The sequence below is a fragment of the Rhodospirillaceae bacterium genome (assembly GCA_018660465.1).
Taxonomy (GTDB): Bacteria; Pseudomonadota; Alphaproteobacteria; order Rhodospirillales; family JABJKH01; genus JABJKH01.
In genome coordinates, this window is record JABJKH010000054.1 from 1 (window position 1) to 13,697 (window position 13,697).

General features: G+C 51.6%; 11 protein-coding genes. 6 read left to right on the top strand and 5 right to left on the bottom strand.

Translation table 11 applies throughout. The features are described from left to right. Window positions 1-529, top strand: a 529-nt coding sequence (locus tag HOM51_08185) for a hypothetical protein (protein MBT5034485.1), incomplete at its 5' end; no start/stop codon positions are given. 162 nt (window positions 530-691) lie between these two features. Beyond that, on the top strand, window positions 692-1,639 hold the full coding sequence (locus tag HOM51_08190; GenBank protein MBT5034486.1) for a hypothetical protein: 948 nt from the start codon (window positions 692-694) through the stop codon (window positions 1,637-1,639). Between the two features lie 62 nt (window positions 1,640-1,701). Here HOM51_08190 and HOM51_08195 read toward each other — a convergent pair whose 3' ends face one another. Further along, a complete protein-coding gene (locus tag HOM51_08195; GenBank protein MBT5034487.1) occupies window positions 1,702-3,183 on the bottom strand; it encodes a S8 family serine peptidase in 1,482 nt (493 codons plus the stop codon). Between the two features lie 127 nt (window positions 3,184-3,310). Between HOM51_08195 and HOM51_08200 the strand changes: the two genes are divergently transcribed. Further along, a complete protein-coding gene (locus HOM51_08200) occupies window positions 3,311-4,666 on the top strand; it encodes an MmgE/PrpD family protein (GenBank protein MBT5034488.1) in 1,356 nt (451 codons plus the stop codon). A 3-nt stretch (window positions 4,667-4,669) separates the two neighbouring features. On the opposite strand, the gene HOM51_08205 is transcribed toward HOM51_08200, so the two are convergent. Continuing rightward, on the bottom strand, window positions 4,670-6,064 hold the full coding sequence (locus tag HOM51_08205; protein ID MBT5034489.1) for an MmgE/PrpD family protein: 1,395 nt from the start codon (window positions 6,062-6,064) through the stop codon (window positions 4,670-4,672). A gap of 180 nt (window positions 6,065-6,244) precedes the next feature. On the opposite strand from HOM51_08205, the gene HOM51_08210 reads away from it, so the two are divergent. Next, window positions 6,245-7,129 carry an alpha/beta fold hydrolase gene (locus tag HOM51_08210; GenBank protein MBT5034490.1) on the top strand — a complete coding sequence of 295 codons (885 nt, stop codon included), beginning with the start codon at window positions 6,245-6,247 and terminating at the stop codon, window positions 7,127-7,129. Next, the gene (locus HOM51_08215; GenBank protein MBT5034491.1) at window positions 7,129-8,016 is read left to right on the top strand and encodes an ABC transporter substrate-binding protein; all 888 of its coding nucleotides are present in this window, start codon (window positions 7,129-7,131) and stop codon (window positions 8,014-8,016) included. Before HOM51_08210 ends, HOM51_08215 begins: the two co-directional genes overlap by 1 nt. On the opposite strand, the gene HOM51_08220 is transcribed toward HOM51_08215, so the two are convergent. Together HOM51_08220 and HOM51_08225 are read right to left on the bottom strand one after the other, a co-directional pair. Then, the gene (locus tag HOM51_08220; protein ID MBT5034492.1) at window positions 8,013-9,992 is read right to left on the bottom strand and encodes a TRAP transporter fused permease subunit; all 1,980 of its coding nucleotides are present in this window, start codon (window positions 9,990-9,992) and stop codon (window positions 8,013-8,015) included. The genes HOM51_08215 and HOM51_08220 overlap by 4 nt on opposite strands. Before the next feature lie 96 nt (window positions 9,993-10,088). Beyond that, entirely contained in the window at window positions 10,089-11,072 is a 984-nt protein-coding gene (locus tag HOM51_08225; GenBank protein MBT5034493.1) for a TAXI family TRAP transporter solute-binding subunit, read from the bottom strand. Window positions 11,073-11,386: 314 nt separating this feature from the next. On the opposite strand from HOM51_08225, the gene HOM51_08230 reads away from it, so the two are divergent. Further along, window positions 11,387-12,772: an MmgE/PrpD family protein gene (locus tag HOM51_08230; protein ID MBT5034494.1), complete on the top strand. Its 1,386-nt coding sequence runs from the start codon at window positions 11,387-11,389 to the stop codon at window positions 12,770-12,772. On the opposite strand, the gene HOM51_08235 is transcribed toward HOM51_08230, so the two are convergent. Further along, window positions 12,769-13,602 (bottom strand): TauD/TfdA family dioxygenase, encoded by an 834-nt coding sequence (locus HOM51_08235; protein MBT5034495.1) that lies wholly within the window; start codon window positions 13,600-13,602, stop codon window positions 12,769-12,771. The genes HOM51_08230 and HOM51_08235 overlap by 4 nt on opposite strands. Window positions 13,603-13,697: the final 95 nt, after the last annotated feature.

The following is a 13,697-nucleotide window of genomic DNA, read 5'->3' on the forward strand; positions in this document are numbered from 1 at the left end:
AACGAATGGCGGACAAAAATGGACGGAAGTGAATATTGGTCCAAAGCGCACAGTGAACCGGATCCTGATAGATAAGGACAACCATCGCCGGGTCTTGGTCGCATTCGGTGGATATACGCGAGATAACCTTTATTTGACCGAAGATGGCGGTGGTACGTGGCGAGATATCTCAGGGAAACTTCCCGAAGTCCCGATCCGAGGCCTCGCCCGTCATCCCAAAAATCCGCAATGGCTTTACGCAGGAACGGAGGTCGGTCTGTATACCAGCGAGAACGGCGGGAAATCGTGGTCGACCAAGAACGACGGTCCCGGCACGGTGTCGATTGAAGAATTGGTTTGGGTCGGAAATGATACACTATTGGCCGCAACCCATGGGCGAGGAATTTTTCGGGCAAAGGTTGTTGGCGGAGTTGCTACGGGTCGGAATGTTTCAGTGGGAAATAGGGCCCAACCTCGAAAAGCTTCCCAGACGAAATCCAAAATGCCATGTTCGGCCAATGATATGTTGAGAGGGGCGCGGAACTGTTAAATGTCGTATCGCACGCAATTGATTCCAATTTGTTCCGAACTGATTTGACATCGACAGTTACCTTCAGTCCTAATAGAATTAGAAGTCGCGGGAACGACATCTTTATTGAGAATATTCGCGTTTAATCACAACGACATACGATTTTATTTTAAGGAGAAAGTCATGTCTCGATTCACGATTGCTATCGGCGCCGGATTGGCCTATCTCGGCCTTGCAATGGCACCTTTGCCGACGCTTGCCGGGGACGATCCAAATATTCTCATTATGGCAGAAGATGCTGATGCGGACGGTGTCGCACGCAACAGCCGAATTTCCACGCGCATTCTCAATGCCGTTGTGACCCAACTCGACCAGCAACGCTTCAAAGTTTATGACGAGACTGCCGTGACCCTGGATACCCATAAACAGGGACGCACCCGACGCACTGATGCTGAATTGATCGATATTGCCAAAAGCATCCGCAAACCGCCGATCGATGTCGTGGTCTTTTTTACGGTCTATGCGAATGTTGATCGCAAGACATATTCCAACGATTTACATCTTCGCATCGTTGGTCGGTTGTTGAGCGTCCACGATGGCCGTCGAATTGGCAACTGGGAAGAAGAACTACCTGATCGCTGGTCGCTGCCTAATCGCTGCTTTCCCGACGGAAAGGGTATCCGCCGTGACTGTTTGTTAGAGGCCGTGGGGCGTGACGCCCGGCGGATTGCAACTGGCATGAGTTCCGTCTTGACCGAAAGGCTAACATATCTGGTTGATGGCGGTGGCGGACGTGGATTCAGCGGCGGTCGTAGGGACTCTGCGCTGGAAAAAGGATATTCAATAACGTTTGAAGGATTTGACCGTCGTGACATCCGCGAAATTGAAGAATACCTGACAATCTTCTCTGGCTACATCGACCATCGCCCGACGACGTCGATGACCAAGTATGTCGAATTCTGGTACGAGTCCACCATCCGAACGGCAAAGCTGCGCCGCAACCTGGAGAAAATGATGGAGGAACTGGACCTGGACTACACCATAAAATTCCAAGGCAACAAGTTCTCGCTCCGCAATAAGAATATCCGCCGACGCGAGAAAGAACGTCGTGGTGGGGGATACAAGTGGTAAAAGAATTCCTCTCGCTTTTATAAGAGGGGCAAGTTTGGCGGCTGCGAGATGTTAGCCCATCGCTACCATTTTATTTTCCCACGATCCGGTGTTCGGTCGTCGTATATCCTAACGCCGCCTATATTTTCGACTTGATCAGGCGACTTCGTGGAAATGGCAGCAACGGCACGATCTATCTGGATGCGTGAGACTGTAACACCATTTCGCTGGTCGGTAATTTGTTTGCCAGTCTTTTGAAGCGTAATCAAAATTTGATCGATGGTCGCGGCTGGGCTAACCGATCGCATTGCGGCAAAGGCCCCGGCGACATGGGGTGCCGCCATTGATGTTCCCGGCATGTTGATAAACTGAGCACCGGGAATGGATGAATAAATACCGCCCTTTTGCGCAGCGGAAATGCTCATCCCTGGTGCTAGCAGGCTTAGAAATTTTGCACTGTTTGAAAATGCGGCGACAGTGTCATTATAAGTCGAAGCCCCGACGCTGATCGCCCCTTCCAGACACGCGGGTAGACTTATGCCAGCGGCGTATGAGTTATTTCCGCTGGCAATTACAGGCGCAATATTAGCCTTGCGGAGAAGCTCAATTACTGATGCCCCCGGCGGACTCGCCGCGCCGCAGGATTCAGAGAATGTGCCCATGCCCAGGCTCATATTGACGGCGGCAATTTTGAAGGAATTTCGCTGTTCGAAAACCCACTCGATGCCTCTTATAACATCGGAAAGGCTGCTCGATAGGCAGGGCGCGTCGCATGCGGGATCATTATTTGCTTTAGAGAAAACCTGGACGGCTAGTAATTTAGCATCGGGAGCGACGCCTGAGAACGACGCCCCCTTACCGGCGACAATTCCAGCGACATGGGTGCCATGACCACACCCTTCGACCGTACAGGGCTCTCCACTTCCGGGGCCGAAAGCTTCGGTCTTGCCGTCAGGGCAGAATGGAACGATTTCAACCGGTCCTGTTTGTTTGGTGCCAAAGCAAGCTTCGCCAACAACTTTGCCTTTTAGGAAAGGGTGATTGGATGCAACACCTGAATCCAGAATGGCGACGACTTGTCCCTTACCGGTGGCACCCTTGGCTTCCAAAGTCTTTCCGCCAATCAGCGGCACCGATGTTCTGAGGCTCGGTCGGAGGATGTAATCTTCATAGACCGCGCTGAACGAACCAGACTCCATCACTTCTCTAAATTGCGACGCCCTTACGGTAATCGCCATGGCTGGGGTGTACTTGAACCTGACCAAATCGTTGAGGTTTATGACGCCAGTGCCGCTATCAGCAATCGCTCGGTTCTGCGATTGGGCGACGAGATTAATAACGTTATTGGGATCGAGGGCGGTCGCGGCCCTGTCGATTGATCGGGTTTCGGCGGGGCTCCCCACCATGACAATCAGCCGAACAGCACCGTCTCTTGAAGCTTTCGAAGCAATTTTCTCGGCCGCCTGACGATCAAGCCGAAGATCGCCAAAGCTTTGCGCCATTGCACTGGAGACAAAGGATATAACCACGATTGCTACAAAGAGAAGAACAAGAAAACGCTGCATGAAGCCCCCTGAAAACGTCTCTAGGGTAAGTATGAAAGGATTGGGGCGGGTTTTGCAATGTCCTGACCCCGCACTTATAGTGCCGTTCCAATTTGACACACGGGAAATTTCTATCGGAGCGTTGAGAATGGTTGAGACTAATTCCGCAGAAGGCGTGACGCGGACACTGGCAAGCTACGTTTTGGAAGCTAAATTTGAGGCTATTCCGGCTGATATTAAGGCCAAAGCCATCACTGCGATGGTTAATTGGATAGGGTGCGCTGTCGGCGGATCAGGGCACGAAACACTGGATGTAGCCTGGGCCGCACTCGGCCCCTTCGCCGGTGCGCCGCAAGCTTCAATTTTGGGGCGAGATATAAAGACCGACATTTTGACGGCGGCCTTCCTAAACGGGACGACCAGTCATGTTGATGATTTCGACGACACTCACCTAAAAACAGCGATCCATCCTTCTGGTCCTGTTCTGGGCGCGATTTTGGCGTTGGCCGAACATCGATTAGTAACCGGGCCTGATTTCCTGCATGCTATGATTCTGGGTATTGAGACCGAATGCCGGATTGGCAATGCGATCCATCCTGAACATTACGATGTCGGCTGGCACATTACTGGGACGGCGGGCGTGTTTGGGTCGGCCGCAGCGGCAGGCAGATTATTAGGTCTTTCCGTTCAAGAAATGTGTTTTGCCTTTGGCATTGCCGCAACCCAGGCGTCTGGGCTCAGGGATGTATTTGGTACGATGTGTAAACCCTTCCATGTCGGTCATGCGGCAAAAAATGGTCTCAGTGCCGCATTGCTGGCAAAAAGTGGCTTCACCAGTTCCGAAGGGATCATTGAAGCGCCCCGCGGCTTTGCCAATGTCCTATCAACAAAACAGGATTTCGCCAAAATTACCGAAGGTTTGGGGGACAGTTTTGAATTGGCCACGAACAGTTACAAGCCATTCCCTTGTGGTGTTGTGATCCACCCTGTTTTGGATGGCTGCCTACAGTTGAAGAACGTCCACGACTTTAAATCGGAAGAAATTAAAAGCGTTGAGTTGAAGGTCCACCGACTTGTTTTGGAGCTAACAGGCAACAAAGAACCGACGACGGATCTCGAGGCCAGGTTCAGTATTTTCCATTCGGCAGCCGTGGCGCTGGAACGTGGTCGGGCGGGAATAGCGGAATATACCAATGAGACGGTCAACGACCCTGATGTCGTCGCCCTTCGCAGTCGAGTTCGCGCAAGCATTGAGCCCGGCATTGAACAGGATCAGATCGATATCACCATCACACTCGAGGACGGGCGTGTCTTAAACACGTTTATCGAGCACGCCATCGGCAGCAAGGATAACCCAATGTCAGACTCCGACATCGATACCAAGACCAAGGTGCAGTGTGCCCCCATTCTAGGTGACGCGGGTGTCGAACACATGATCGCAACGTGCCGCGATACGCTTAATCTGGCATCAGCCGCAGCAATTGCAGAGTCTGCAACGCCATAAACCTTATTCCGCCGCGTTAACGATTGGGGCCGGGCCATGCGAAAGTGCGTCTGCTAAGTCCGAAATATTTTCGAGGGCTTCAATGTTCTCGATCATCTCAATGGTTTTTTCGACGGTAGCATCATCTAAGCAGTATGAGGCACAGTCGCGGAATTTATGACGAAGCTCATCTGGGGTCAGGGGGACTTCCTTATTTCCCTTAGAAATCTTCACAAGCTTTTGAATCTTCCGACCGTCTTTCAGGGTGACATGCATATCGGCAGGGCGGCTGCCGATCCGCCATGCTTTTTCAGCCGCTTCATCGTGATACATTTCAATACGTGGAATGAACTCCTGGATCTTCGCATCGTTCACCGCTTCATCGGAAAAGCTATCCAAGGTAAGGACGCCATCCTGGATCATCCTCGCCACCGTGTATTGCATTGAGAATTTGCCTTCGAGCCCTGTTGTCGGACGGGTATAGGAAAGCTTGTCCGAGGTATAGTTGACGACACCGATGTCGATTTTCTCGATATCGGCGAGGCCGACGTTTTCTTCTTCTCGGAGTCGTTTTGCGGCATCAATCCCAGTATGCGACGACACGCAACACGGCTGCGGCTTAATCACGACTGCTCGTGTGACCAGTTCATACTCCTTGCCGATTTCTTCAATCGGGCTCATATCACACGGTAAGTCGCGAGAATAGGTGTTCTGAAAAGTTGTATGACCGTCAAACGGGTCCGGGACTGAAGTGAAGCCCAATTGCGCCCATTGTGCAGCCTCAATGCCGTTGCGCGCGGCCAGGCCCGCATGCATCGGTTTGGTCATGGTGCCGAAGTTACTGACGCTGCCGCTGGACATCGAAAATGCGATACCAAGCGCATAACCTGTTTGTTCCTTTGTTAGACCAAGAAGCCGGCAGCACGCCGCCGTTGCGCCAAATGTACCAATCGTGCTGGTGGCATGCCAACGTCCTTCAAGGGAATGCACGGGCTGGACGGTGCGACCGATTTTGGCCATCACCTCAAAGCCGATAACATAGGCCTGCAATACATCCTTGCCCGATGCTCCGATGAGTTCGCCCAGCGCTACGGTAGCAGGTACCAGGGACACACTTGGGTGGCCGACCAAGCCCCAGGTCACATCGTCATAATCAAGTGCGTGGGCGGCGGTGCCATTAACCAAGGCAGCGTGATCAGGTGAGGTTTTAAAGCCATGTCCCCAGACCGTGCTTACACCTGCGCCGGCCGATGCCCGCGCCCAATCCGCACCAATTTTGCCACACGGCTCAAGCGCGCCCGCCAGGGTCACACCGATACAATCAAACGTTGCCTCGCGGGCGACGCGAAGGGCTTCTGCCGGAATGTCGCTGAATTGAGTATCTACCGTAAAGTCGACGAGAATATCAGTGTACTTCATGGTCAAATTCCTTGTTGGGTTATCGCTCTTCTACAGCCTGTTCCGATTATATTTTAATTTTGATTTGGTCACAAATCCATGCAGTCGATGAGCCAGTGATTGCTCTGCGATAAAAAATCCGCGACACTCAGGAAAATCTAATCAGAGTGGTCTTGGGAAAATTCAATCAGGGAGGTGACGATGCCTTATGCTGTAACCGACGATAATGTGAAGCTTTATTATGAAGAGGTAGGGGCGGGCACGCCGATCATCTTCATCCACGAGTTCGCCGATGATTTGCGGACGTGGGAAACCCAAATGAGCTATTTCTCCCGCAATTACAGGTGCATCGCCTTTAATGCCCGCGGCTTTCCGCCCTCGGACGTTCCTGAATCACCGGATCAATACAGTCAGCTTCGCGCGACTGAGGATGTACGTGATGTGCTAAAACATCTTGGGATTGAGAAAGCGCATATTGTCGGTCTCAGCCAAGGCGGGTTTGCGTCGCTACATTTTGGACTGGAATTTCCGGAAATGGCGCATTCGGTGGTGATTGCCGGGTGCGGTTACGGCGCTTCCGACGACAAAGAATCATGGAAAGCGGAGACTTCTGCCATTGCTCAGAAATTTCTCGACGAAGGCATGGAAAAGGTCAGTGCCTTCTACGCCTACGGCCCGACCCGCGTCCAGTTTGAGAATAAGGACCCGCGTGGTTTCGCGGCCTTTGTAAAACGCTTCAATGAACATTCCCCACTTGGTTGCGCCAATACCTTCTTGGGAGTGCAGGGCAAACGCCCCTCAGTTTACGATCTCCAGGATGGAATGGCGAAGATGACCGTTCCCGCCTTCATCATGACCGGTGATGAGGATGAGCCATGTCTTGATCCAAACATCATGATGAAGCGGACGATCCCGTCTTCGTGGCTGGCTGTATTTCCACAATCTGGCCATGCCATTAATTTGGAAGAACCGGCGCTATTCAATCGGTTGGTTCAGGAATTTATCACTGCCGTTGAATCGGGACAATTTCGTAATCGGGACCCCCGCAGCGTGAGTCAATCCATGTCGGGGCTTAAGGATAAATAATGAGTATCAAGCTGTTCGAGAATTTCCGCGCCCTGTTCTATGCGCCCTATTACGCTGCTTTTGAGATTGGTGCCTACAAAGATAAGGGCGTCGATGTTGAGTTTGCGCTCATGGAAGGCTCTGGGTCCGGCGGGCAAGCGGTGGTTGACGGTGCTGACGCTGTTACGTGGGGGGGGCCAATGCGGGTGCTGCTCGACCACGATCAAAACCCTGACAGCGAACTTGTTTCCTTTTGTGAGGTGGTTGGGAAAGACCCGTTCTTAATTTTGGGCCAAGAGCCAAATCCAAATTTTGAACTGTCTGATCTTGTGAACATTCGCTTCGCTAATTTCATAGAGCCCCCAACGCCTTGGAATTGCCTGCAAGAAGACCTTCGACGTGAGGGTATCGACCCCGCATCGCTGAACCGCGTGAGTGACCAATCCATTACCGACAATATAAGTGCCTTTAAATCGGGTGATCTTGACGCGGTACAGGTGTTGGAGCCGTATGCTCAAATTCTTGTAGACGGCGGACACGGTCACATTTGGTTCGAGGGCGCCAGCAGAGGCCCTTGTTCTTACACGACTTTCTACGCCAAGCGCAGTATGTTGGATGACCGCCAGGATGAGCTTGGTGGCATGTATGCGGCAATAGCTCATACGTTAGGTTGGGTGCAAGAAGTAACACCAAATGAAATTGTAAAAGCGATCACGCCCTATTTTCCGGACGATGACCCAGTGTGTTTGGCATCTGCAATTGCCAGATACAAAAATGCGGGACTTTGGAACCAAACACCGGTTCTGAGCGAAATAGGCTTGGAAAGACTGCGCGCAGGTCTTCTGTCCAATAGCTTTATCAAGCGCGATGTTCCCTACGACGAAGTGGTCGATACTCGGTTCGACTAGGCGCGGGTAGGTGCTGATCCGTGTTCTTTGATATAGCGCTGGCGCTGTGAGAGATACACGACCAAGAAAACCAATGCACCAGCGATGTGTGTGATCCAATGAGGCCAGAACATCCCAAGGCTCGCCGCTGCCAGAATCCATCGTTCCAGGGCACTTGCGCGCACATACAGGAAGCCAACAATCACCACACCCATCGACAAGAAGCCGAGTATGGCAGACACCATTGTTTCGAGAAGCGCAATGGGTTGATTGAGTAGCAGCAGTGGTGTGAAGGCAAACATCATCGGCACGACATACATGCCTTTCGCCGTCCGGAACGCAGCCCACGCTGCCTTATTGGGTAGGGCACCCGCAATACCAGCGGCCGTATAGGCGGGCACACACACTGGCGGTGTGAACGAACTGTCCAGGCTGAACCAGAACACGATGAGGTGCGCCGCAATCAGCGAAAGCGCATACGGCTCGCCAAGCTCCAGCAATGCAGGAACCGCCATCACGGAGAGCACGATATAGGCTGCACTGGTCGGCAAACCCATGCCAAGTACGAATGAGGCGATGCCGACAACGCAGATACCAAGGAACAGATTTCCGTAACTTAGGGTAATTACCAGGGAGGCGAATTTCTGACCGAGGCCTGTCTGGTACAAGACGCCCATGATTAAGCCTACGGAGCCAACTGCAGCTAGAATGGGCAGTGAGCGCCGCGCCCCTGACTCCATCGCCTCTAAGGTATTCCAAAGGCCATATTTAATTAAATCGATAAGGGCACTTGAAGTCGCTCCTCCGGTAGGGGGGGACTTGTAGAAATCATATGCACCCTTAATTGTGGCGATTAAAACAACGCTGAAAATACCGACGAGGCCCGCTTGAGGAACCGGCCGTCCGGTCATGATCATGGCCATGATGAGGACCGGTGGCAGTAGATGGTACCACCCCTCCTTCATGATCGGCCAAACCGCCGGCACTTCGTCCGCCGGCAATCCTCTTACGCCGCCCTTGCGGGCTTCAAGATGGACAACGGTGTAGACTGAGAGGAAATAAAGCGCAGCTGGCAGGATCGAAACCTTGACCACTTCCCAGTATGAGATTCCTGTGAACTCAACGATTAGAAAAGCAGAGACCCCCATAATTGGCGGCATAATCTGCCCCCCCGTGGATGCTGCTGTTTCAATACCTGCCGCGATCTCGGGCTTAAAGCCTGTCTTCTTCATCAACGGAATTGTAAACGGGCCCGTCGTCGCGACGTTCGCGTTCACGCTACCGGTGATGGACCCGGTGAGACCGCTGGCGAAAATTGCAGCTTTGGCGGGGCCGCCGCGAAGCCGTCCTGCAGTCGCAATTGAAAGTTTCACATAAAAATCGGCAGATCCCATGCGCTCCAGACACGAGCCGAATAAAACGAATAAAAAGATAAATACAGAAAACACGCCAATCGGCAGCGTATAAAGTCCGTCGGTCGTCATATACTGATGATCGATTATTCTCTCGAACGTTGCCCCCTTATGCTGCAAATCCCACGGGAAATACGGCCCAAAATAAGTATAGGCCACAAAGGTAAAAGAAATCAGAGGCAGTGCGGTGTTGATCGTCCGCCGGGATGCTTCCCATGTGAGCAACAGGGCGATAGAGCCAAAAAATAAGTCCTCCGGTTTCGTCGGATCAACAAGGAATAAACGGTCCAGGAAATAGTCAAGATTAAGAATGGGATAGGCAAACGCTGCTACAGCCGCAATGAAAATGACAGCAGAGAGACCAGCGCGCCAGCCTGTTTCGTCACGGTCCCTAAAGACCAAAAAGACCAAGGACATACCGATCAGATAGGTCGTGGCACGCTGGAATGTGGACTCATATCCACCTCCAAATGCCAAGTGCAGATGCCAAATACACATTATTACCGAAATGATCGTGACCAAGTAGTCCACCGGACTCTTGTCTTTTCGAATGATCATATGTGTTTGGCTGATTTCGTCGCTCATGCCGGTATCCCGTCCCGTCAAAAGTTTCCCCCGCGCAGACATACGTCGTGTCTACGCGGGGGATGTATTAGCAGTCAATTACAGATCGATATATTCCTACATCAGGCCTGCTTCTTTGTAGTACTTGATCGCGCCCGGATGCTTGGGAATGCCCAGATCAACCGAGGCTTTCTTCTTTGTCCATTTTTTGAAGATCTTGTGGACATTGTGAAGGAACTTCGGATTTCCATGGGTGATCTTAAGAAAGTTGTAGACCAAATCGGTCGGTGTTTTCTCCGTTGCGATGACAACGCCATTGGTCCCCACAGAATGGGTTTCACCCGGCGCACCTTTGTAAATGCCGCCAGGAATAACACACTTTGCGAAACCGGCATTCATCAATGCTTTTTTCGTACCGTCGGACATTGCAAGGAATTTTAAGTCCCGAGACAGGTGAGCTTGAATTCCACCGGCATTGGGGATGCCTGAGTTATGGAAATAAAAGTCGATGCCACGAGAACGAATCTGCCGTGAACTGGCACTAACGCCGGCAAACACAATTTTATATCCGCGCTTTTCCAAGGCTTTGTAGTTGGTGCCAAGATGCTTCATCATGAGGCTGGCGATATATTCCGTGCTGGTGCCTTTTTTGCCCACACTAATTTTAATGGGAGTTTTCGACGCGACGATGTCATCAACCGTTTTGACACCACCGTCGACCAACTCTTTCGCGGCATATTGGTGATAGCAAGAGTCATAAAAATTGGCCACCATACGAAGATTTGCATAGGCTTTCTTGTAAGGGCTCTGGCCGGCCCGGGCATTCTTAATCAAATTGCCGAACGAAAATCCCATGTCCGCACCAAGGCTGCCAATCCGAGCAGGATTGGATTTACCGCCGCCGGGAACGACGCTAAACTTCGATTTTTCTTGCTTCTGATTAAATATTTCAACAAGTCCGGCACCAAGGCGCCCGAAGGTTCCGCCAAGTGAGCCAACGGCGAATGTATATTGATCCGCGCTGTATGCGGGGGTTGGTGTCGCAGCGGCCGATACAATCAAACCACCGCCGACAAGTACTGAAGTTACAAGCTTACGCATCTTATTTCCTCCCTAAGTTCCTGTTTCTGTGGGATAAATCCCGTTTAAAAATTCATGCCCTCTTATCAACGGGGCCTTGCAAGTTACCTAACCGTATCAGGCTACATTTCATTGTGCCATATAATGTTAAAATAATATGGCATCAACAAGACCTATTCCCTCCAAATTAAGCTTTGAGATAGGCGTGTCTGATGCTCCATAATACCCAAACTCTCGTCCTAAACTCAGCGTAGTATGGTATGCAAATTGGCTTTCGTATACTGAATTCGCGATTTAGCGGCGATTTATTTGACTGATACTAAAGGATTTTCCCCATGTCTACGCTCAGCGAACAGTTTGCCAGTTGGATCATTGATGTAAAGCACACGGATATCCCCGAAGAGGTTATTGAGGATACCAAGCTCAGGGTCCTGGACTACCTTGGGCTTATCCTTGCGGCCTATTCGATGCCGGTTGGTAAATCATTTCGCGACGGCGTGGTTGAAATGGGCGGTGGAAGTGGCGCAACAATCCTGGGATTCGGCGATACCACATCGCCAATGTGGGCGACGATTGCAAATGGCGGTATGAGCCACGCGCTGGACTATGACGATACCCATAATGAAACCGTTAATCATATTACGGGGCCTGTTGCGACGACGGCGCTATCGCTTGGCGAACAAATGAACATCAGTGGTCAAGAATTTCTGACCTATGTTGCCGCCGGCAATGAGGTTTCCGCCCGGATCGGGCTTGGATCGCCAATACCTCTATTGAAACTCGGATTTCACCCGACATCAGTTTGGGGCACCTTGGCGGCGGGACAAGTTGCCGGTCGCATGATGGGGCTCAGCGAGAAGCACCTCAAAGACACCATGGGGCTAACAGGAAGCCAAGCAAGTGGACTAATGGAACATTTTGCAGACGGCACATTGGTAAAATCCATGCATCCTGGCTGGGCCGCTCACTCTGGGATTGTCGCAGCCCATCTCGCAAAAAATGGCCTTACCGGTCCCGCGACCGTTCTTGAAGGTCGCAACGGTGTTTACCGAAGCCACGCGCAGGTGGATATCAGCGAATTTGACTTTGAACGCGTGACTGCCGGCATTGGCAAGGAATGGGAGCTTTTGAACACATCATTTAAGCCTTACCCGTGTGTTCATATCGTTCATCCGTTCCTGGATGCATTGCTTCATCTTTATCGAGAGGAGGGCGTGCGACCGGACAACGTTAAGAAAATTATCTGCCCCATTGCTGAGTATATGATCTCAATCTGCTGTGAACCTGCTGATATGAAAACGCGGCCTCAAACTGACTACCACGGTCGGTTTAGTCTGCAATATTCGCTGGGGGCGGCTTTGTATTTTGGGCGTTTGGGTGTGGAAGCGTGCTCGGAAGAGAATATTAAAAATCCTGATCTGCTGGCCCAAGTGGATAAAGTGGAATACATGATCGATCCAGACGCACCCTCAAGCCGTCACTTCAAAGGCTGGGTCAAAATTGAAATGACGGACGGGCGAATTGTCGAACGCGTTGTCGAAGATAATTGGGGCAGCAAGAGCAACCCTATGAGCCCTGCTGATATCAAACAAAAATTCAAGGAGAACGCGGTCCTCGCCATGCCAGAGCAACAGGCGGATCAAATTATCGACTTGGTGGAACGTCTTGATGAACTGACCAGCATCCGAGAGCTCGTTTCGGCCTGCGTGGTCGAAAGTTAATGCGGAGCACTGCCTTCTAAGACAATTCGGTGCATCAACCGCTTCTCGCTCAGATCGTAATTGTGTAGGACCCGGTGCATGGACTGGCGATTGTCCCAAATCACGATGTCGCCTTTTTGCCAGGGATGGCAATAGACGTACCGGTCACGGGTCGCGTGCTCAGTGAGTTCTTCGAGCAAAGACGTGCTCTCATCCGCTGAAAGTCCGACAAAGCGTTTGATGCGAAGGGGGTTTATGTAGATCGCCTTGGCACCTATTTCTTCAAGCGTGCGAACGACCGGGTGGGTGACGCCGTCTTCCGAATCTTCTTCGGCACGTCGATCTTCTGCGGACAATCCTTCACGGCTTTCACGGTAGGCATGGACGGCTTGGAGGGTGTCAATACGTGCCTTCAGAGTATCGGAAAGTCCTTCGTAAGCCTGACGCATATTCGCGAAGCAGGTGTTGCCACCTTGTTTCGGAAGCACAACCCCATGCAGCATTGTCGCCTTCGGCGGTGTCGGATTAAAGGATTGGTCGGTATGCCAGGCTTGGCCCAAGAGTTTCGGCGCTCCGGTGTCGGTTTTTACTTGGTTTGAAACGTAGGAGACGATGGGGCATTCCGGCACTTTGTATTGCGAAAGATATTGCTCCATCGGGTCGCCAAGTATTTTGGCAGCTTCCAGGAATTGGTGAACCGTGATGTCTTGCCCGCGAAAGACAAGCACGACGTTCTCAACGAAAGCGCGGTTAATTTCATCAGCGGTTTCTGTATCAATCGATACTGCAAGATCAAGCCCAATGACCTCAACACCTAGGCCGCCTGGTAAAGGTTTGATCTCATAGGTCATGAAATTATCCCCTTAAGATTGATCAGCCCAAGTGCTCAGGGCTGTTCCCAATTCTTTAGCGGTCGCGGCGTCAATGTCGAGGATTGTAAATCTGG

Coding starts and splice junctions, on each gene's coding strand:
- HOM51_08210 (MBT5034490.1), top strand. CDS start 6,245: ATGCCTTATGCTGTAACCGACGATAATGTGAAGCTTTATTATGAAGAG.
- HOM51_08190 (MBT5034486.1), top strand. CDS start 692: ATGTCTCGATTCACGATTGCTATCGGCGCCGGATTGGCCTATCTCGGC.
- HOM51_08230 (MBT5034494.1), top strand. CDS start 11,387: ATGTCTACGCTCAGCGAACAGTTTGCCAGTTGGATCATTGATGTAAAG.
- HOM51_08235 (MBT5034495.1), bottom strand. CDS start 13,602: ATGACCTATGAGATCAAACCTTTACCAGGCGGCCTAGGTGTTGAGGTC.
- HOM51_08195 (MBT5034487.1), bottom strand. CDS start 3,183: ATGCAGCGTTTTCTTGTTCTTCTCTTTGTAGCAATCGTGGTTATATCC.
- HOM51_08200 (MBT5034488.1), top strand. CDS start 3,311: ATGGTTGAGACTAATTCCGCAGAAGGCGTGACGCGGACACTGGCAAGC.
- HOM51_08225 (MBT5034493.1), bottom strand. CDS start 11,072: ATGCGTAAGCTTGTAACTTCAGTACTTGTCGGCGGTGGTTTGATTGTA.
- HOM51_08220 (MBT5034492.1), bottom strand. CDS start 9,992: ATGAGCGACGAAATCAGCCAAACACATATGATCATTCGAAAAGACAAG.
- HOM51_08205 (MBT5034489.1), bottom strand. CDS start 6,064: ATGAAGTACACTGATATTCTCGTCGACTTTACGGTAGATACTCAATTC.
- HOM51_08215 (MBT5034491.1), top strand. CDS start 7,129: ATGAGTATCAAGCTGTTCGAGAATTTCCGCGCCCTGTTCTATGCGCCC.